The following is a 20,492-nucleotide window of genomic DNA, read 5'->3' as shown; positions in this document are numbered from 1 at the left end:
AAGACAATTCGAAAACTGATTTTCGCCACTGCACTACCTTAAACAAAAAAGCACCGCCATTTAGCGGTGCTTTCTAAGTTTTATATGTCGACTACCTGCTATGCGCCGGTGTAGAACCAGCCGGCGGCGTACCTGCCGGCGGCGTTGTTGGCGGGTTACCACCCGGAGGAGGCATTCCACCTGCCGGCGGCGTTCCGCCCGGAGGGCCATTGCGGCGCGGCGGAGCCGGTGCCTCTACAACTTCGGGGTGCGCCTTACCATTGTGGCAGGTGTAGCAGTTGACACCGCTTTCCATGATCATACCCAGCGAGTCTTTTTCTGCCTTAAAATATTTTTTATTGATCTCTGCCGTCATCTTAAACATCTCGCGGGCCATTTCTTTTTCAGGTTTGGCGTCGCTGGCAAAATCCATTTTCTTGGTCTGCTCATTTGGCGCGTGGCAAAAGTTACAACGCACGCCTAAAGAATGCGCCCACTCATCCATGATATGGTCTACCTGGCGATAAGTAAGTTTTTTTGAAAGGACCTTAATGTTTTGCAGAGGCGGGTCTACCCTTGGCTGTCCGGGCTGCATAACCGTCATTGCCGAAAGGCCGATTACTGCAGAGAACCCAAGTACCGCGATCATTTTTTTGTTAACGTTCATCAGTTTATGCGTTGAAACATCTAAACTATAAAATATAATCCGGATTACATTATCATGACACAAAAAATTTACGAAAGTTTAATGCACGATGCGATTAACTTGCTAAGGCCAGCTTTTCATTATCAAGTATTTTAAGCAAGGCCTTTTCCGCGTGGCTTAATTCCGACGCTTTGTGCATATCTTCAGGATCGAGCCCCTCCAAATATTTAGATAAGGTACCGGCCTCGTAGCTTTGAATGATGGTTGGATGCACGTAGTATTTCTTACAAACGGTACGGGTGTTGCCGAGGGTTAAAGCAACCTCATCTAATACGCTAACTATTTTCTTTTTACAGTCTGATTTATTTTCGGGTTCGCCGGCTTCTTTGAACGCGTAAAGGCTGCTTACGCTGCCGCTCCAGGTACGGAAATCCTTAGCAGTAAAATCTTCGCCGGTTACATTTTTGAGGTAAGTATTGATGTCTCCCGAATCGACAGAGCAACGCGACCCGTCATCATTGTAGTACTGAAACAACTCTTTACCCGGGATGTCGCGGCATTGCTTAACCAATTTGGCCAGCTTCTTACTTTGCAGATCTATTTTATGGAAAACGCCTTTTTTCCCTTTAAACTCAAAGTGCATTTTTGATCCGCTGATGGCTACGTGTTTATCCATCAACGTGGTAAGTCCGTAAGAACCATACAATTTTTTGTACGACTCATTACCCACCCGGATGCTGGTCAGTTCCATCACACGGATCACCAGCGCAACTACCTTATCATGCCCCATGCCTCGTGTAGCCAGGTCTTTGTCAACCTGCTCGCGAATCTTCGGTAAACAGTCTGCAAAGGCCTGCAGGCGGTGGTATTTACTTTGGTTCCGTATTTGGTTCCACTGCGGGTGGTAGCGGTATTGCTTGCGGCCGGCGGCATCTTTCCCGGTGAACTGCAAGTGACTGTTTTCGTATGGCGATATCCATACGTCTGTGTAAGCAGGCGGAATTACCAGTTTGTTGAAGCGCTGTATCAGCTCTTTGTCCTTAACAGTTATACCATCTTTATCTAAAAATGTAAATCCGCTTCCCGACTTTTTGCGGGTATAGCCCGGAGTGGTGTCGCACACGTACCGCAAGCCTACAGCCTTCGCTGTTACTTTTGGGTCGCGGCCAATTTTTTCGAGTTTTTGAGCTAAACGGTTCATGTCGGTTATATCGCTATAACAACATCCTTAACATTAAGTTTTTACATCTCTCCTAGCACCTTCACCACATGCTCAATTTGCTCTGGGTGAATATCCAGATGCGTTACAAAACGGATGCGGTGTTTATCTGTAGAATTTGCTTTAATACCCTTTGACTCTAATTTGGCCAGCATTTGTTCTGCAGGCTGTTCTGTGTCAAAAAGCACAATGTTAGTCTCTACGGGAACTACGTTAGTTACGCAGCCGCAATTGGCCAGTGCGTCTGCCAGGGTGTGCGCGTGGGCATGGTCTATCTTTAACCTGTCGACATGACGATCCAGGGCATAGCTTGCCGCGGCCGCCAAAAAGCCGGCCTGGCGCATTCCTCCGCCAAAAACCTTCCTTAGCCTGCGCGCATACTTAATAGTGTCTTTGTCAGCCAAAAAAACCGAGCCTACAGGCGCGCCCAAACCCTTTGACAGGCAAACAGAAATACCGTCGAAATATTTGCCGTAATCTTTGGCAGAGTCGCCTGTGTACGCCAAGGCGTTGAATATCCTTGCACCGTCAAGGTGTAATTTTAAATTATACTTTTTACATAGTTCCGCAATTGGCGCTATTTGTTGCAGCGTATAGCAGCTGCCTCCGCCTTTGTTAACGGTGTTCTCTAAAACCACCAAACTAGTATGCGGGTAATGAATATTTTCGGCATTGATCTCCGGCTCTATCATTTCGGCGGTCAGGATACCGCGGTAGCCATTTAGCAACCTTGTAGACACGGCCGAATTAAACGCTATGCCCCCACCCTCATACCGGTAAACGTGGGCGGTCTGGTCGGCAATGAGTTCATCCAAAGGTTGGGTAAAACATTTAATGGCTATCTGGTTGGTCATGGTGCCGCTCGGGCAAAAAATGGCAGCCTCCATACCGAACATTGCCGCCGCTTTTTCCTCCAGCGCGTTAACGCTTTCATCCTCACCAAAAACATCATCACCAACTTTGGCGCTCCACATGGCTTCCAGCATGCCCTGGGTTGGTTTGGTTACGGTATCACTACGCAGGTCGACGGTTATCATAATTGTTATAAAAGTTCGTTTATTTGTCTATGATCAAGCTTTTGCGACCAATTTTACTCATTTTATTTTTTATGCTGACCGTTGTATCAGCAAAATCACAAAAATGGCAGCGCGGGGCGTTTACCGATGTAAAAAACAACCGGCTGGAAGGTTTGATCCAGGCATCTCCGTCAGGTAAAGGGCCAATAAAGAACGAAGGCTTCATCATCTATAAGGAAAGCGATAACGCGCCGGAAGTTAGGCTAAGTGCCAGCGACATTAAAGGCTTTGTAGCCGGTACAGACAGCTTCGCGGTAGCACACCCGCCAATGGGCCAAACATGGCCTAACGAAACCGATTTTGTAAAAATAGTGATCAATGAACCGCTTAAACTCTACGTTTATCGTGGCGGCAGCCGCGGAAGCGGTGGCGGTAAAGGCGTGCACTTTTCACCAGGACTGGGTGTTGGTTACGGGGGCGGTGGCTATGGCGGGGGTGGGTACGGGGGCGCAGGCCTTGGCATCTCTATCGGTGGTGGTGGCAATGGTGGGAGTTCGAGGACTGCTTATTATTTTGGGGCAACCACCGCGGAATTGACTGAACTTACCCCGCAGAATTTTGAAGATGTGATGAGCGAGATCATGGGCGACGATACCGAGATACTGGAAGCGCTGCGCAATCATCAGTACAATTACGGCAACCTTGATAAACTTCTGAAGCGATACAAAGCAACCGTCGCTACAGCGAAATAGAGATCATCCGACTATTGCGCTAACATACATTGGCTATTTTTCTATATTTAGGCAAATCTTTTGTCATGAATAAATTCCTGAACCTGCTTGTAGCAGCCACGCTTATTACTGCTGCCAATAACGCTATCGCGCAAAGAAAAACCTTTGTAGATGTTGCCGGTATTGATCAGTCCATTAAACCCGGCGACAATTTTTTCCGTTATGTAAACGGTAAATGGTATGATACCGCCAGGATAGCTGCAGACCAATCGGGTGTGGGCTCTTATAGCTTTATGAACATTCCGCAGCGCAGGCTTTTGCAAAACATCCTCGACAGCGTCTCTAAGAGCACAAACACTTCGGGCAGCATCGAGCAAAAGGTTGGCGACTTCTATGCTTCGGGGATGGACATGGCTACCGTTAACCGCCGTGGGTATGAACCGGTAAAACCAGTATTGGCCCGGATAGACGCTATAAACAGCATTCCTTCGATGATGAAATTTATCGCGACGGAAATGAAATCGGGTAACCACTCGCTTATAGGTTTCAGTGTATCGCCCGACGATAAAAACAGCAGTATCAACATAGCGCACGCCTACCAAAGCGGCACAAGCCTGCCCGAAAAAGGTTATTACTTTAAAACCGACTCGCCAACCCTGCACATCCAGCAAGCATATAAAAAATATATCGCTACGCTGTTCGAACTTACCGGGGCAAACGCGGCAACCGCTGCTAAGGAGGCGGAGGTTGTTTACAACATCGAAAAGCAAAACGCAGTATCGCACAAATCGAACATCGAACTGCGCGATGTTAAGGGTAACTATAATAAACTGTCTATTGCCGCTTTAAATGCGAGTGAGCCAAATATTGGCTGGAAAGCGCTTATGGCCAATCTTGGTGCCGCTGCCGATTCTATAGATGTGGGCCAGCCTGCATATTACGAGAATTTAAACAAGCAACTAAAGACCGTGTATTTAAACGATTGGAAGCTTTATTTGAAAGCACGCACACTGGCAAATTACGCGGACGAATTGAGCCAGCCTTTCGTGGATGCTTCGTTCGAATTTAGTAAATTACTTTCGGGCCAAAGCGTACAGAAATCGCGCAGGCAGATCATGACAGAAAATGTCGATGGCTACCTGGGCCAGGCATTGGGGCAGCTTTACGTAAAACGTTATTTCAACGAGGGAGCCAAAAAACGAGTGCTCGACCTGGTGAACAATCTGCAAAAGTCTTTCGAGAACAGGATCAAAAACCTGGATTGGATGAGCGACAGCACCAAGCAAAAAGCCGTAGAAAAGCTATATGCTATCACCAAGAAAATAGGTTACCCTGACGTTTGGCGCAATTATGACCAGGTTAGCATTAGCCGCACCATATATTTCGAAAACATATTGGCCATTAACCGTAATGATTATCAATATCGCCTTGCCAAACTGAACAAGCCGGTTGATAAAACAGAGTGGCATACCACACCGTCAACGGTTACGGCATATTACAGCCCGTCTGCAAATGAGATAGTTTTTCCGGCAGGTATTTTACAGTATCCATATTTTGACTTTAATGCTGACGACGCCATCAATTACGGCGGTATAGGCATGGTGATAGGCCATGAAATGACACATGCCTTTGATGACCAGGGCGCGCAATTTGACAAAGAAGGCAACGTAAAAAGCTGGTGGACGAAAGAAGATTATCAAAAGTTCAGGGCTAAGACCGCGCAGCTCTCTACGTTATACAGCTCTTTCACCGTGTTAGATACTGTGCATGTTAAAGGCCCGCTTACACTTGGCGAAAATACAGCAGACAATGGCGGCATAGCCATAGCGTACGATGCATTTAAAATGACACCCGAAGGGAAAAGCAATGAAAAGATAGATGGTTATACCCCGGACCAGCGCTTCTTTTTATCCATAGCCCGCATCTGGCGTGTTAAAACACGCGACGCCTTCTTGCGCACTTACACCAATACCAACCCGCACTCTCCGGCCATGTGGCGCGTAAACGGACCGATCATGAACTTCGAGCCGTTTTACAAAGCATTTGACGTGAAACCGGGTGATAAAAACTACAAAGCGCCTGATCAAAGGGTGAGGATATGGTAGAGCCTCACCCCAACCCCTCTCCAAAGGAGAGGGTGCTTGCAAAACTTTATAATGTCGGTTAGCCCTCCTTCGGGGAGTCCGATAGTTATTCGTACCTTACTGAAGGAGAGAAAGGGTATGCTAGCTTATCAATCTTTGTCATCCTGAGCATAGCGAAGGATCTTATGCGTAAATGCAGTTCTGAATAATCCCGATAGGGATCGGGATTCGCAACGCTCAGAATGACATATTTTTAGTTTTCGTGTAGGTTAAATTCAAGATTGTCATTGCGAGGCACGAAGCTCCCGATAGCTATCGGGACTTAGCATAAAATCTTTGGGATTGTCCTATAAGATTGCCGCGTCGCTTTGCTCCTCGCAATGACGTATCGGTGAAAATGCCCTAAATATTTTGCGCGATAACGAAGCCGCTGGCCCAGGCCCATTGAAAATTGTAACCGCCCAGCCAGCCGGTTACGTCAACGCATTCGCCGCCAAAAAATAGCCCGGGTATATTTTTAGCTTCAAGGGTTTTAGACGATAGTTCGTCTGTAGAAACCCCTCCGCGCATTACTTCGGCTTTGTCATAACCTTTATGACCTGCTGCCAAAACCTTAAAATGATGTAACAAATTGTCGATGGTTTCCAAATCGGCCTTGCTTAAACTGCCCAGCGTTTTGTGAATAGGTAAGCGGTCGGCCAGGGCCTCAGCAAATTTCTTGGTATATAATCCTGCCAGCAATGTTTGCAATAATTGCTTGCCATTTACTTGCGCTTCCGTGGTAATCAGCTCCGTGATATTCCGGTCGGGCAGCATGTCAATAAATATCGATTCGCCCGGCTTCCAGTAAGACGATATTTGCAGAATAGCCGGCCCGCTTAAACCCCAGTGCGTAAACAAAATATTTTCTTCGAAGCTTGCCTTATCGTTCCACACCCTGCAAAAAATGCTGCTGCCGGATAGCTGCCCGTACCAGGGCAGGTCTTTCCCGGTAATAGTAAGCGGCACTAGTGCAGGCGCTGTTTCGGTCACCTTTAATCCAAACTTCCGCGCTACGCGCATACCAAAATCGGTTGCCCCTAGCTTGCTGATGGGCAATCCGCCGGAGGCGACAACCACACTTGGCGCGGTAATGCTTTGCTGCTTGCCGTAACGTTCGTAGCTGACAGCAAATCCACCATCGGCGTTTGTGTCAATATCCAACACTTTTGCGTTGAGCCACATTTCCTGCCCCAGGTTCGTCAGCAGATCTGTAAAAACCTTCACCACATCCTTAGCCTTACCGCCCTCAGGGAATAACTGGCCTAAAGTTTTTTCGGCGCCGGTAATGCCATACGTTTCGAAGAAAGCAATGGAATCATCAACCGTCCATTGAGAAAAGGCTGACTTGCAGAAGTGCGGATTTTGAGATATGAACTGATCTGGCGATGTGTAAAGGTTGGTGTAATTACACCGCCCGCCGCCGCTGATCAATATTTTGGCGCCCGGTTTGTCATTATGTTCTAAAATGAGTGTCCGCTTGCCTAAGAATCCGGCTTGCACCGCGCACATTAGTCCGCACGCACCTGCACCTATAATAATAGCATCGAACTGTGTTTCTTTTGTTAAATTTGGAGCCATGGGCCAGGTTGCGCAAATATCAGAATTTGGAAAGATATTTATCTTTCTAATTACGGGTGCCGTAATGGTTGGCGCAGCCTTTGGTGTTAATAAACTGATTGCCCCCAATAAACCAACGCCCGAGAAATTGACCTCTTACGAGTGCGGCGAAGAACCCACAGGGAGCGCCTGGTTGCCATTTAACTCGCGCTTTTATGTCATCGCTTTGATATTTTTATTGTTCGATGTTGAGATGGTTTTCATCTTTCCATGGGCTACGGTTTTTGCCGATAAGAAATTGATAGCGGCGGACGCGCGCTGGTCGACAGTTACGATGATTGAGATGTTCATCTTTGTCGGGATACTTATCTTGGGACTGGCTTATGTTTGGGTAAAAGGCGATCTGGAGTGGATAAAACCCGAAGTGCGAACCTTAACAACGGACGTGAAGATCCCTTTATCTGCCTACGAAAATTTAAACCGGCAGCAATACAAAGTCAGGGAGTTTACCCTTGAACCTACTGCAACTGCAACTGCCACTGCGACTGCTACTGCAAGTGCCACTGCGGCTGCTACTGCGACTGCTGCTACTGCTACTGCCCCTGCAACAACTACAGCCGCCCCACGTTTTAAACCTATATTTAAGAAAGCGCAAGAATGAACCAGGGAATGACAGGCGATGGCGGTGTGGTGATGACCAAGTTTGACGATCTGCTCAATTGGGCGCGCATGTCTTCATTATGGCCTTTAAGTTTTGGCATTGCCTGCTGCGCTATAGAAATGATGGGTTCATATGCTTCGACATACGATTTTGAGCGCTTTGGCGTGTTCCCCCGCCCTTCTGCGCGCCAGGCAGACGTGATCATCATCGCGGGCACGGTTACCTTTAAAATGGCCGAGCGTATTAAGCGCCTGTATGAGCAAATGCCCGAGCCAAAGTATGTGATCTCGATGGGCTCATGCTCTAATTGCGGCGGCCCTTACTGGCAGCACGGCTATCATGTAGTTAAAGGTGTTGACCGTGTTATACCGGTTGATGTTTACGTGCAGGGCTGCCCCCCAAGGCCCGAGGCGCTCATAGGTGCTGTATTGGAATTGCAGAAAAAGATAGAAGGCGAGCGGGTACTGAGCATGTAATTTGCTTGCAGTAAGCACTTTTTCCCTTTATATTTATCGCACCAATTATTCCCAAATTAATTTACTATGCGCCGATTAAACTATTACAGGTCGCTCTTTATTGCTTTTATAATAGCCGGTACCCTTGATATGCTTTCGGCCATATTGCTTAACGTTAAGATCAAAGCAGGCACAAGCTTCTGGCTCAGCTTTCATGAAACCCTTGTGCGCATCTGCAGGTACATTGCCAGCGGCATTTATGGTAAGGCAGCGTTTTTTGCCGGCAACCACATGATCTGGTTCGGGCTGTTGTTTCATTACCTTATCGCTTACGTGTGGGTGGCAACCTGGTTTATACTGTTCCCAACTTTTAAGAAAATACTTAAGAATACGGTGCTAACCGGATTTGTCTTCGGCTTATTCACGTGGCTCATCATGAACTTCATCATTGTGCCGATGAGTAACACACCCAAGCCTAAAGGCGGTATGACCGCTTACGGCATACTAACCGGACTTGGCGCGTTAGTGATCTGCATTGGTATACCCGTAGCCATCATCGCCAATAAATATTACTTCGGCAGTGAAAAGAAAGTGTATTAACGTTGTCTCGCCATTAATAAGAATATTAAATGCCAGAAGTCTTACTTTATTGTAACCGCCTGTTTATCAGCGTACTGACATTTTCATGCCAGTGTTTCACCCTGTGACAATGTGTGACACTTTTCGTAAATTTTTTGGCGGTTGTGTTACACTAACAGGATCGTGCGTGATTGATAATCAACCATTTATACAGCTGACATTTTACTATCAGATACTTAAAAGTCTGTATTTGTAGAGAAAGTGTAACATGTGACACCTACGCTTTTACGGCAGTAAAAATTCGGCTTAATGGAACGGCAAAAAACGCTATTTTTGCCCTCTTAAATTTGAGCGTTTTTTATGAGTATTGCAGCCTTATCAGAACAGGAAATTATACGTCGCGAATCTTTACAGCAATTGCGCGGACTGGGTATCGAGCCTTACCCCGCCGAAGCTTATGCCGTTAATGCCTGGGCGAAGGATATTAAAGATAATTTTAACAGCAAACCCGATGCTTATCAGCAGGTGCAGATAGCCGGCCGTATCATGATGCGCCGAATTATGGGTAACGCTTCTTTCTTTGAATTGCAAGACTCAACCGGCCGCGTGCAGGTATACATCAAGCGCGATGATATTTGCCCCGGCGACGATAAAACGCTTTATAATACTGTTTTCAAAAAGCTATTAGATATCGGCGATTATGTTGGCGTTAAAGGCTTTGTATTTCTTACTCAAACCGGCGAAATATCCGTACACACGCAAGAGCTTTCCGTTCTGGCCAAATCGCTTAAACCATTGCCGGTTGTAAAACGCGATGAGGACGGCAATATCTATGATGGCTTTACCGACCCCGAATTGCGTTACCGCCAGCGCTATGTCGACCTGACCGTCAACCCGGACTTTAAAGAAATATTTATCAAACGCACAAAGGTAATAAGCGCCATGCGCGATTACTTTAATGAACAAGGCTGGTTCGAGGTGGAAACCCCTATACTGCAAGCTGTTCATGGTGGTGCTGCCGCAAGACCGTTCAATACGCACCACAATACGCTGGATATGCCGCTGTATCTGCGCATTGCCAACGAGTTATACCTTAAACGTTTGATCGTAGCCGGCTTTGACGGCGTGTACGAGTTTGGCAAAATGTTCCGCAATGAGGGTATGGACCGCACCCACAATCCTGAGTTTACTTCGATGGAAATATACGTAGCCTACAAAGACTATGTATGGATGATGGAAATGGTAGAGCAATGCCTGGAACGTGTGGCCATAGCCGTAAACGGCAGCGCACTGGCAACGGTTGGTGATAAAGAGATCAACTTTGCAGGGCCGTATGAGCGTTTGTCTATGTATGATTCGATCCTGAAGTATACAGATATAGACGTATCGCAAATGGATGAGGCCGCCCTGCGCCAAACCTGCCGTGATTTGGCCATAGAGGTAGATGCCAGCATGGGTAAAGGCAAACTGATAGACGAGATCTTCAGCGCTAAAGTAGAAGCCAACCTGATACAGCCAACATACATAACCGACTACCCGGTCGAAATGACACCGCTTGCCAAGAAGCACCGTACAAAAGAAGGCTTGGTAGAACGTTTCGAGTTGTTTGTAAATGGTAAAGAAATAGGTAATGCCTACTCTGAATTAAATGACCCGCTGGATCAGCGCCAGCGCCTGGAAGACCAGTTATTATTGGCCGGCCGTGGTGATGAAGAGGCTATGGCGATGGACGAAGATTTCCTCCGTGCTTTGGAATACGGCATGCCGCCAACATCGGGCCTGGGCATTGGTATTGACCGCCTGGTGATGCTGCTAACCAATCAGCATACCATACAGGAAGTATTATTCTTCCCGCAAATGCGCCCCGAAAAGAAAGCTAAAGTAATTTCTGCTGATGATTTTATAGCCATCGGCGTTCCTGCCGAATGGGTGCCTGTGGTAAACAAAATGGGCTTCAATACTCCCGAGGAGTTAAAAGCAGCCAATCCCAACAAGGTATTCAACGATCTGGGCGGTATGCGTAAAAAGTTGAAGCTGGACATTGCCATGCCTGATAAGGACAGCGTGATGTCCTGGTTCGCCTAGAAAACGACCATCAATTTTTTTGTCATCTTGAACGAAGTGAAGTATCTGATTCAGTTTTTAATAACGCTTTGATAAGATTCTTCGCTGCACTCTGAATGACAATTTCTTTGTAGAATGGTCTCTAAAATTGCTTGGTCAGTAAGCGTTACCACGGGATGATACTCGCGTTAGGGACAGAAGCGGCATCCTGCGAAGCAGATACAGCGGATGGCCGACCCGAGTGAAGCGAGGGTAACGCCAAAAATCAAACGATAATACGATGAGATTGCTTCGGCATCCCACAATACAATTACCATTTTGCGCCGTTTATGCTTCGAGAGCCTCAGCATGACACGACGCTGCTATTTCCCTGTTCTTTGATAAGATTCCTCGCAGGCTCGGAATGACAACTGAGAACAAGAGTTTCTTAACCAAAACTTAAAGCGGCGATAACTTTTTATTTATTTCAATGTTTGAACTTTATGGAAAACGACTTTAAGTACGAACACATGACCTTAGAAATAACAGAACAAGAATTTTTAATAAAGCTTGACCGTAAGAAGTTCGGGCTTTCTTTTATACGCAGCTTGCTTAAGCAGGTTGAGATGGCCGACCCGTCTGAAGATGAGTTCATCATCCCAGACAGGCATATTTCTCCGTCTCAAAGGCATTCATCGTCTTCCGCCCCTGACGAATTTGATTCGTTGTACGAGAAATAAACCTCACCCCATCTCTGAGAGGAGTACGATAGTTGGTTTCCCCTTTAGGGGACTAAGGGGTTAGTAATTCCGGTATCCGCGCTGTACTTGTTTATCCATTTGGCCAAGTTGAGATTTCATCATTTTTATCTGATCGGCCAGTAATTTGTTTTTATCGTCTTTTGTGGCTTCGGCAAGATATTGCTGCGCTTCGCGCTTGTTGCGCTTAGCCATTGATATACCCGCCAGGCTAAGTTTTGCCAATGCGGTATTATGCGACATGCGCATTCCTAATGACAACGCCTTTTTAAAATATTTCTCAGATTTCATTGGTGCCGTACGCGACTCCATCAATCCTAGAAGTAAGTTGTAATAACCATATTGGTTCTTGTGCAATTGCTTTTCGTAATCGGTGATCTTGTTTAGCCAGGTTTGTGCTTCCACCGTTTTTTCTTTACGCAGGTAGAATTGCGCAATGATCATATTCTCATTTATAAAGAACGAGAACAGCACAATGGCGCCTATAAATAACACTAAAATTCCCCATCCCCAAAATCCAAATCCGCATAGGGTAACCGCGGCACCCATTATCACACAGGCTAATATCAGCCGAACAATATTTGACATTTTTGTTTTATAATTATACGGCGCAAATATCTGTTTATTTGCACGTTTAACCAAAGTATAATCACTTTTTATGGCGATAGACCTGGAGCCATCATGGCTTAAAGTTTTACAACCCGAGTTTGAAAAACCATACATGGTAAAACTGCGCGAGTTCTTGAAAACAGAGAAAGACAAGGGGCAGATCATCTACCCAAAAAACAAAGATATCTTTAACGCCTTCAACTCTACCCCGTTTGACAAGGTTGAAGTTGTAATACTTGGCCAGGATCCGTACCATGGACCACACCAGGCACACGGACTTTCTTTTTCTGTTCAGCATGGGGTTGCCATACCTAAATCGCTGCAAAATATTTATAAAGAACTGGCCACAGATATCCCCGGATTTGTAAGACCAAACCATGGCAACCTGCAGCACTGGGCAGACCAAGGGGTATTGCTTTTAAATGCTACGCTTACCGTGCGTGCGGCAGAAGCCGGCTCACATCAGAAAAAAGGCTGGGAAGTTTTTACAGATGAAGTGATTCGCAAACTGTCTGATTTAAAAACAGGATTGGTATTTATTCTTTGGGGAGCTTATGCGCAATCTAAAGAAGTTTTGATCGATGCCCGGAAACACCACATCATAAAATCTGTGCACCCATCCCCGCTGTCTGTAGAACGAGGTTTCTACGGCTCCAAGCCTTTCTCTAAAACAAATGCTTATTTAGCGGAGGAAGGTAAAAAGCCTATTGATTGGCAAGTGTAAGCCAATTTTGAATGAGTGAATGATAGAATGAGTGAGAGTTCTTTTTATTCTATCATTCACTCATTCTATCATTCACTCATTTATTAATATTCCAGCGGTACTATCGGTTCTTTTTTACTGGTAGACATGATCATCATGGTCTGGAAGTTCTTTACTACAGGGATGTGGCTTATTTTCTCCATGATCAGTTTCTCGTATGATTTTATATCGCGCACGTATACCTTTAGCAGAAAGTCGCACTGGCCGGTAACGTGGTGGCATTCTGTCACTTCATTGATCTTCTTAATCTCATCAAGGAAGATCTGTATGGTGTTACTTTTGTGAAAATCTAGGGATATCTGAATAAAGGTTTTGATGCCAAGACCGAGTTTTTCCTCATCCACCAGGGCATGGTAGCTTTTAATAAATTCATTATTCTCCAGTTTGCGAACTCGCTCTAAGGTTGGTGCCGGCGAGAGGCCTATCTCGTTCGATAGCTGCAAGTTGGTTATCCTGCCGTTCTCTTGTAAAATTCTGAGTATCTGCAAGTCGGTTTTATCCAGTTCTGATGCCATAATTTGGTCGAAGATATAATTAGCCTGTAAATCAAAATATAATTTTTCAAAAAACGAATTCTACCGAAATATATTCTACAAGAAAAATTATTTAGATTAGTCTAAAATTTAGTTTAGATTTGTTTAAATGCAAACGTTTACCGAAGAAAACTATCTCAAAGCCGTTTACCGCCTTTCTGAAGAGAACGAAGTGGTAACGACCAATCAGCTAGCGGCGTCGCTCAATACAAAGGCAGCTTCCGTTACGGACATGCTTAAAAAACTTTCCGAAAAAAAACTGATAGACTATACCCCATACTACGGCGTAAGCCTTACTCCTGCCGGAAAAAAGATAGCCGTCGACGTGGTGCGGCGCCACCGTTTATGGGAATATTTTCTGGTAGACAAGCTGAACTTTAAATGGGACGAGGTACATGAAATGGCCGAAGAATTGGAACACATCTCATCTACAGAATTGATAGACCGGCTGGACGAGTTTATGGAATTCCCAGCCTATGACCCGCATGGCGACCCAATCCCCGATAAGAATGGCCGCATAAAGAAAAATGAATTTAAACCAATAAGCACTTTAGCCGTTCAGGAAAGCGGAATTATATCGGGCATTCGCGAACATTCGGTGTCTTTTTTACAATACCTCGAAAAGATGAACTTACTGTTGGGCAATAAAATTATGATCATAGATATACTGGATTTTGACCAGTCTGTAGTATTAAAGGTAAACGGGGCAGATAACATCAGCATCAGCAAAGATGCTGCTAGAAAAATATTGGTTACCCCATGAGCGAATCTTTAGGTAACGTCCACAATTCTGTTTCCACCGAGCAAAAAACCGGCTGGAAAAAGTTTCTGGCATTCATTGGCCCGGCATATCTTATTAGCGTAGGCTACATGGACCCGGGTAACTGGGCTACAGACCTGGCGGCAGGCAGTCAGTTCGGCTATAAACTCATCTGGGTACTGCTGCTATCCAACCTCATTGCTTTGCTTTTACAATCGCTGAGTGCAAGGCTGGGCATTGTGCGCGGGCTCGATCTGGCGCAGGCATCCAAACACGCTTACAGCCGCTTTGTAAATTTTTGCCTCTTTATACTTGCGCAAATTGCCATAGTGGCCTGCGATCTGGCAGAAATAATCGGTATGGCCATCGGCCTTAACTTGCTGTTTCACCTGCCATTGTTATGGGGTGTGTCAATCACTCTCCTCGACACGCTGCTTATCCTTTTCCTTATGAACAAGGGCATGCGTAAGTTAGAAGGCTTTATTGTGTCGCTGGTATTCATTGTCGGTGTATCGTTTCTTACCGAAATGTTTATAGCCAAACCAAGTGTGGTAGAGATAGGCAAAGGGTTCATCCCGGATATCCTTTCAGGCAATGCGCTATATATCGCCATTGGTATTATAGGTGCCACGGTAATGCCGCATAATTTATACCTGCACTCGTCACTGGTGCAAACACGGAAGATCGATCGCAGCGAAGAGGGCATCAGATCGGCGATAAAATTTAATCTGTTCGACACCACAATCGCGCTAAACCTGGCATTCTTCGTCAACGCGGCTATTTTGATATTGGCGGCCTCGGCATTTTTTACAAGAGGTTTCCACCAGGTGGCAGAGATACAGGATGCGTATAAATTGCTAACCAAGATCTTCGGCTCTATGGCGCCAACGCTGTTTGCCATAGCACTGATAGCAGCGGGCCAAAGCTCTACCATTACAGGTACCCTTGCCGGGCAGATAGTGATGGAGGGACACATTAACCTGCGTATTGCCCCATGGCTGCGACGCCTCATCACCCGCTTACTGGCCATTGTTCCGGCCATTTTTACCATCATTTATTCTGGCGGCGAGGCATTAGGCCACCTGCTTATTTTAAGCCAGGTGGTGTTGAGTTTACAATTGGGTTTCGCGGTAATACCGCTTATCCATTTTGTGTCTGACAAGGTGCGCATGGGTGCATTTGTGATCAACGCGAAAGTTAAGGTGTTGGCGTGGACCTGCGCCGTCATCATTGTTGGGCTAAATGTAAAACTTGTTATACAGCAATTAGCAGATTGGGAAAAAGGAGGGGCTATATCTGAGTTGGTTTTATACGGGCTGATCATCCCGGTGATTGTCGGTATTACCTTGTTGCTTGTTTATGTAACGCTAAAGCCCCTGCTATTTAAAACGCCCGACAAGCCGAACAACGTTCCGCACGGAATTGCCAGGGCCATAAATCATATCGACAAGATCAGCTATCATCATATTGCTATCGCGATAGATTTTTCGCACAACGACTGGGAATCTGTGAGCAACGCGGTGATGCAGGGCGGCAAAGATGCCAAATACACGCTTATACACGTTGTAGAGACAGCCGCGGCGACCTACCACGGCGCCAACACTATGGATATGGAAACGCAAAGCGACGTTAGCAACCTGCAGACTTATGTAGATGAACTTTGTAATTTAGGTTATGACGCACATGCGCGGATTGGTTATGGCGGCACCGCGACAGCAATTGCGGAAATCGTTAAATCAGAGAAGATAGATTTTGTTGTGATGGGCTCGCACGGGCACAACTTTTTAAAGGACCTGATATTTGGCACTACCGTTAACGCGGTACGCCATAAGGTGCGCGTACCGGTGCTCATTGTAAAACCCGGCGCTAAATAATTTTCGCATATTTGTAGTCCCATGGCCGAAGACCTGTACATAAAGAATAAGAAAGCATACTTTGAGTATCACATACTTGATGAGTATACAGCGGGCATTAAGCTGCTGGGTACAGAGATCAAATCGATACGCGAAGGAAAGGCCAACGTAAATGATGCCTTTTGTACCTTCATTGGCGGCCAGCTGTATGTGCGCAACCTGCACATTTCAGAATATTCGCACGGTTCTTTTTACAACCACGAGGCTAAGCGCGACCGCGTGCTATTGTTGAATAAAAAGGAATTAAAAAAGCTGCTTACCCGCGGCGAAGAAAAAGGCCTTACCATAATCCCGCTTGCGCTATTCATCAGCGAACGCGGTTTTGCCAAACTGAAGATCGCATTGGCACAGGGTAAAAAGATCTACGACAAGCGCGACACCATGAAAGAGCGTGATGTGAAAGTAGAGATGGACAGGGCAATGAAGAGGTAAAACCCCTTAATCCCCTAAAGGGGAAACCAATCAAGCAAATTTTCATTGCTGTAATTGTATCTACAGCCCCCTTCAGAGGGTTGGGGGTTACCACGCTCTATCACCCACCAGCGGCACAAACCTGAAGGTATCGAGCACAACCTTCTCGAAGTCATTTTCACCAACGCGGAGCACGGTCACCATTTTTTGCTCTTTGGCGTCGCCAACGGGGATGACCAGTAAGCCGCCGATCTTTAATTGCCTCAGCAATATATCCGGTACAAAGGGCGCCCCTGCCGTAACTATGATCTTGGCGTACGGCGCGTGCTTTTCAATGCCTTTTGAGCCGTCGCCTAAAAAGAAATGGGCCTTGTAGCCAATATGGGGCAGCACCACCCTTGTACGTTCAAATAGCTTTTCCTGGCGTTCTATCGTATAAACTTTTGCGCCAACTTCGAGCAATACACAGGTTTGGTAACCGCAGCCGGTACCGATCTCCAACACCTTGTCGCCTTTATTGATGTGGAGTAACTCTGTTTGGTAAGCAACGGTGTATGGCTGTGAGATGGTCTGCCCCTCGCCTATTGGGAAGGCAATGTCTTTATAAGCTTGGTTCCAGAAAGTCTCGTCGAAAAAATAGTGGCGCGGAATCTTTCCAATAGCTTCGAGGACATGCTCATCTTCGATGCCTTTTTTCCTGAGCACCTCTACCAGTTGTTTACGGGCGCCGCGTTCGCGGTAATTATCAATATACTTGTAGGCCATATGGGCACCCAAAGTTAATCAAAAAGGGTTGGCGAAAAGGCCTGTTAAGCGTTGCTGAAAGGGATAGTTTTGTATGTCAATTATTTATTTTTTAAACCATGTCGCAATCCAATTACAGGCTTCGTATTTGTTTTTAAATCTTATAGTATGAAATTCAGACTTATCTATTGCTCATTAATATGCTTTTTACTTGCCTTAAGCAGCTGCAAAAAGGACTCGAAAGACCAAAATGTGTTAGGGACTTATAACGGAATTGACGCCACAGTAATTGATGCAGGAAACCCTGCAAGTGATGGATGTGGCTGGATGATAGTTATAGACAAGGTTGCCTATTACGCCGATAATCTAGATGAAAAGTATAAAAAAGCCAATTTAAAAGTTAAGATAAGTTATGATCTGCTAAACTTTAAATATCCATGTAGCTTAGACCCCACCCCGCGCATCAGTCTTATCCATCTTAAGTCTATCAGCACAATTTAATAGGGATCCACATCAGGCTGGACGATGCAGCCTTTACTTAGCTTAGTTGTTTGGAATTGAAGGATCATTGAACGGATCGCGTCTTTGGCTTTGCTAAGCGAAATACTGTCGCGCTCAAACTTTAACATAATAGTCTTGATGTAATAGTTACGAATACGGCTTACCAGCGGATATTCGGGTCCGATGACCCTGTCGCCAAATTGCTTGCGCAGTTCCAATGCCAGATACTCGGCCTGGTGAAAAAGCTTTTCGGGGTCTTTGTGTTTTACATCAAACTGTATCATGCGGTAAAACGGCGGGTATTTAAAGGCTTTTCGCTCGCTTATCTCGTTGTTATACAAGTCGGCATAATCATTTTCAATTACCTGCAGTATAACGCGGTGACCAGGGTCGTAAGTCTGAATCACCACCTTACCCTGTTTACCCCTGCGCCCTGCCCTGCCGCTTACCTGCGCCAGCATTTGAAAGCTCCGTTCGTTAGCGCGGAAGTCGGGATATTTAAGCAAGCTATCTGCGCTGATGATACCAATTACCGTCACGTCTGCAAAGTCGAGGCCTTTGGCCACCATTTGCGTGCCTACCAGGATATCGATGCGTTTCTCTTCGAGTTCATTCAAAATATTTTGAAAGGAATTTTTAGCGCGGGTGGTATCCATATCCATACGCATAATACGCGCTTCGGGCAAAAGGATCGATAGTTCATCCTCCACCTTTTCTGTTCCGAAACCTTTGTATTCTAAATGAGCCGAACCGCACGCCGGGCATATCGAGGGGCTATCTTCTTTGTAACCGCAGTAATGGCAATGCAGCATCCCACTCGACTTGTGATAGGTTAGGCTTACATCGCAGTTTACACATTTGGGGGTATGGGCGCAGGTGCGGCATAACATTACGGGTGCGTATCCCCGGCGGTTCTGGAACAAAATGACCTGCTCTTTTTTAGATAATGCTTGCTGCATATCTTCCATTAGCACACTGGTGAAGTGGGACTGAATGGTCTTGCTTTTTGTTTCCTCGGCAATGCTTACCACTTCAATCTGCGGCAACTCAACCCCGCCATACCTGAATTTTAATTCCGCAAAGCCATACTTTCCGGTCTTAGCATTATAGTAGGATTCGATCGACGGCGTAGCTGAACCCAGCAAGACCTTTGCCCCATAAACGTTACCCAGGTATATGGCCGCGTCGCGGGCATTGTAGCGCGGTGCAGGATCAAATTGTTTGTATGAAGTTTCATGCTCCTCGTCTACCACGATTAGCCCCAAATTTTCGAACGGCAGGAACACAGATGACCGTGCACCCAGTACGATGCGGTAACTGCCGTTCAGTACGTTTTGCCAAACCTCTACCCTTTCCTGGTCGTTAAATCGCGAATGGTAAACGCCTATTGCTTCGCCAAAATAACGGCGTAGACGCTCTATCACATGGGTTGTAAGTGCTATCTCAGGCAACAGGTACAATACCTGTTTGCCTGCGGCAACCGCTTCCTCTATTAATTTAATATATAGCTGCGTTTTACCGGATGAAGTGATCCCGTGCAGCAGCACTACTTCCTTTTGGTTGAACTGGTTTCTTACAGACGCTAAAACCGCTTCCTGTTCTTCGCTCAGTGTAGCGGTCAGTTCAGGCTCCTCGCCGCTTTCTTCGAGCAAGCGGCTCACATTCACCTCTTCAGCAATAAGGATCTCTTTATCAATGAGCGCTTTGATAATAGCAGTACCTGCGCCGGACGCTTCTGCCAGTTCGTTCTTTGCAACCCTGGCACCATTGCGCGACATGTGGATGTAAGCCAGCACAACATCGGCTTGTTTAGGCGCGCGTTTTTCCAGAATCTCAAAAAGCTCTTTTAATCTTTCCTGGTCCTGATAAGCCGAGTTGAGTTTAATAAATGTTTTGCGGCGTGGTTTATACCGTTCGTTAACACTTTCAGATATACTGATGATGTTCTTCTCAAACATCAGTTTCAGGATAGGCATTACTGTTTTTTGCCCAAGCAGTTTGGCGATGTCACTTACGGTAAGTTCGGGCTGCAGTTCAAGTGCATCAACAATTAAAAATTCTTTATCATGTAAGGTGGCACGGTCAACGCCGTGTTCTTTGTTGAGTATGATCTTTGTCTCGCTGGCCAGCTTTAACGCCGATGGCAAAGCGGCGTTCATCACATCGCCGGGGTGGCAAAGGTAATAGTCGGCCATCCAGTTCCAGAATGAAAGCTGCGCTGCCGTAACAACCGGCCTGTCGTCGAGCAGGTCCATCAGGTACTTGGCCTCATATTTCTCGGGCGCCTGCTCTGTAATGGCAACAATAATTGCCGTATACATTTTGCTTTTGCCAAATTGAACTACCGCGCGCTTACCAATGGCAACGGCATCATTCATATCAAAAGGCACACGATAGGTATAATTTTTGGCAATCGCCAAAGGCAATATCACCTCAACAAAAAGTGTCTTACGGCCTGCATTATGGGTATCAGCAAACTCCAGCATCA

Annotated in this window: 20 protein-coding genes; 12 read left to right on the top strand and 8 right to left on the bottom strand. The window is 46.1% G+C overall.

The window, feature by feature from the left end:
- Window positions 1-91: 91 nt before the first annotated feature.
- The 3 genes from GO620_RS04050 to GO620_RS04040 all read right to left on the bottom strand — a co-directional run bounded on the left by GO620_RS04050 (window position 92) and on the right by GO620_RS04040 (window position 2,881).
- Window positions 92-646 (bottom strand): c-type cytochrome, encoded by a 555-nt coding sequence (locus GO620_RS04050; RefSeq protein WP_157526524.1) that lies wholly within the window; start codon window positions 644-646, stop codon window positions 92-94.
- 94 nt (window positions 647-740) lie between these two features.
- On the bottom strand, window positions 741-1,826 hold the full coding sequence (locus GO620_RS04045; protein ID WP_157526523.1) for a DNA topoisomerase IB: 1,086 nt from the start codon (window positions 1,824-1,826) through the stop codon (window positions 741-743).
- 41 nt (window positions 1,827-1,867) lie between these two features.
- On the bottom strand, window positions 1,868-2,881 hold the full coding sequence (locus GO620_RS04040; protein ID WP_157526522.1) for a threonine aldolase family protein: 1,014 nt from the start codon (window positions 2,879-2,881) through the stop codon (window positions 1,868-1,870).
- A 71-nt stretch (window positions 2,882-2,952) separates the two neighbouring features.
- Here GO620_RS04040 and GO620_RS04035 point away from each other — a divergent pair, with 71 nt between their 5' ends.
- Entirely contained in the window at window positions 2,953-3,612 is a 660-nt protein-coding gene (locus GO620_RS04035; protein WP_200230647.1) for a hypothetical protein, read from the top strand.
- A gap of 65 nt (window positions 3,613-3,677) precedes the next feature.
- Complete coding sequence (locus tag GO620_RS04030) at window positions 3,678-5,696, top strand: M13 family metallopeptidase (protein WP_157526520.1); 2,019 nt, start codon at window positions 3,678-3,680, stop codon at window positions 5,694-5,696.
- Window positions 5,697-6,077: 381 nt separating this feature from the next.
- On the opposite strand, the gene GO620_RS04025 is transcribed toward GO620_RS04030, so the two are convergent.
- Complete coding sequence (locus tag GO620_RS04025) at window positions 6,078-7,295, bottom strand: BaiN/RdsA family NAD(P)/FAD-dependent oxidoreductase (protein WP_157526519.1); 1,218 nt, start codon at window positions 7,293-7,295, stop codon at window positions 6,078-6,080.
- Here GO620_RS04025 and GO620_RS04020 point away from each other — a divergent pair.
- The 5 genes from GO620_RS04020 (at window position 7,294) to GO620_RS04000 (ending at window position 11,752) form a co-directional block, all read left to right on the top strand.
- Entirely contained in the window at window positions 7,294-7,935 is a 642-nt protein-coding gene (locus GO620_RS04020; protein WP_157526518.1) for an NADH-quinone oxidoreductase subunit A, read from the top strand. The two genes, GO620_RS04025 and GO620_RS04020, sit on opposite strands and share 2 nt — an antisense overlap.
- Complete coding sequence (locus GO620_RS04015; protein ID WP_157526517.1) at window positions 7,932-8,411, top strand: NADH-quinone oxidoreductase subunit B; 480 nt, start codon at window positions 7,932-7,934, stop codon at window positions 8,409-8,411. Before GO620_RS04020 ends, GO620_RS04015 begins: the two co-directional genes overlap by 4 nt.
- 66 nt (window positions 8,412-8,477) lie before the next feature.
- Entirely contained in the window at window positions 8,478-8,990 is a 513-nt protein-coding gene (locus GO620_RS04010) for a hypothetical protein (protein ID WP_157526516.1), read from the top strand.
- A gap of 339 nt (window positions 8,991-9,329) precedes the next feature.
- Window positions 9,330-11,054: a lysine--tRNA ligase gene (gene lysS, locus GO620_RS04005; RefSeq protein WP_157526515.1), complete on the top strand. Its 1,725-nt coding sequence runs from the start codon at window positions 9,330-9,332 to the stop codon at window positions 11,052-11,054.
- A gap of 461 nt (window positions 11,055-11,515) precedes the next feature.
- Entirely contained in the window at window positions 11,516-11,752 is a 237-nt protein-coding gene (locus tag GO620_RS04000) for a hypothetical protein (protein ID WP_157526514.1), read from the top strand.
- Between the two features lie 60 nt (window positions 11,753-11,812).
- Here the strand turns inward: GO620_RS04000 and GO620_RS03995 are convergent, their stop codons facing one another.
- Complete coding sequence (locus GO620_RS03995) at window positions 11,813-12,358, bottom strand: DUF2892 domain-containing protein (protein ID WP_157526513.1); 546 nt, start codon at window positions 12,356-12,358, stop codon at window positions 11,813-11,815.
- 70 nt (window positions 12,359-12,428) lie between these two features.
- On the opposite strand from GO620_RS03995, the gene ung reads away from it, so the two are divergent.
- Window positions 12,429-13,103: a uracil-DNA glycosylase gene (gene ung / locus GO620_RS03990; protein WP_157526512.1), complete on the top strand. Its 675-nt coding sequence runs from the start codon at window positions 12,429-12,431 to the stop codon at window positions 13,101-13,103.
- An 83-nt stretch (window positions 13,104-13,186) separates the two neighbouring features.
- Here ung and GO620_RS03985 read toward each other — a convergent pair whose 3' ends face one another.
- Entirely contained in the window at window positions 13,187-13,657 is a 471-nt protein-coding gene (locus GO620_RS03985; protein WP_157526511.1) for an Lrp/AsnC family transcriptional regulator, read from the bottom strand.
- 127 nt (window positions 13,658-13,784) lie between these two features.
- On the opposite strand from GO620_RS03985, the gene GO620_RS03980 reads away from it, so the two are divergent.
- The 3 genes from GO620_RS03980 to smpB are packed head-to-tail and all read left to right on the top strand — an operon-like array spanning window position 13,785 to window position 16,780.
- A complete protein-coding gene (locus GO620_RS03980) occupies window positions 13,785-14,438 on the top strand; it encodes a metal-dependent transcriptional regulator (RefSeq protein ID WP_157526510.1) in 654 nt (217 codons plus the stop codon).
- Complete coding sequence (locus GO620_RS03975; protein WP_157526509.1) at window positions 14,435-16,309, top strand: Nramp family divalent metal transporter; 1,875 nt, start codon at window positions 14,435-14,437, stop codon at window positions 16,307-16,309. The genes GO620_RS03980 and GO620_RS03975 overlap by 4 nt, the downstream gene beginning before the upstream one ends.
- Window positions 16,310-16,330: 21 nt before the next feature.
- Entirely contained in the window at window positions 16,331-16,780 is a 450-nt protein-coding gene (smpB, locus tag GO620_RS03970) for an SsrA-binding protein SmpB (RefSeq protein WP_157526508.1), read from the top strand.
- Between the two features lie 87 nt (window positions 16,781-16,867).
- Here the strand turns inward: smpB and GO620_RS03965 are convergent, their stop codons facing one another.
- Window positions 16,868-17,524 carry a protein-L-isoaspartate(D-aspartate) O-methyltransferase gene (locus tag GO620_RS03965; RefSeq protein WP_157526507.1) on the bottom strand — a complete coding sequence of 219 codons (657 nt, stop codon included), beginning with the start codon at window positions 17,522-17,524 and terminating at the stop codon, window positions 16,868-16,870.
- A gap of 147 nt (window positions 17,525-17,671) precedes the next feature.
- Here GO620_RS03965 and GO620_RS03960 point away from each other — a divergent pair, with 147 nt between their 5' ends.
- Window positions 17,672-18,004 carry a hypothetical protein gene (locus tag GO620_RS03960; RefSeq protein ID WP_157526506.1) on the top strand — a complete coding sequence of 111 codons (333 nt, stop codon included), beginning with the start codon at window positions 17,672-17,674 and terminating at the stop codon, window positions 18,002-18,004.
- On the opposite strand, the gene priA is transcribed toward GO620_RS03960, so the two are convergent.
- The gene (gene priA / locus GO620_RS03955) at window positions 18,001-20,490 is read right to left on the bottom strand and encodes a replication restart helicase PriA (RefSeq protein ID WP_157526505.1); all 2,490 of its coding nucleotides are present in this window, start codon (window positions 20,488-20,490) and stop codon (window positions 18,001-18,003) included. The genes GO620_RS03960 and priA overlap by 4 nt on opposite strands.
- Between the last annotated feature and the right edge of the window lie 2 nt (window positions 20,491-20,492).

Source organism: Mucilaginibacter ginkgonis, from assembly GCF_009754905.2.
Lineage (GTDB): Bacteria > Bacteroidota > Bacteroidia > Sphingobacteriales > Sphingobacteriaceae > Mucilaginibacter > Mucilaginibacter ginkgonis.
Note: the sequence above shows the minus strand (reverse complement) of the source record. Positions and strands in the feature narration are given on the sequence as shown.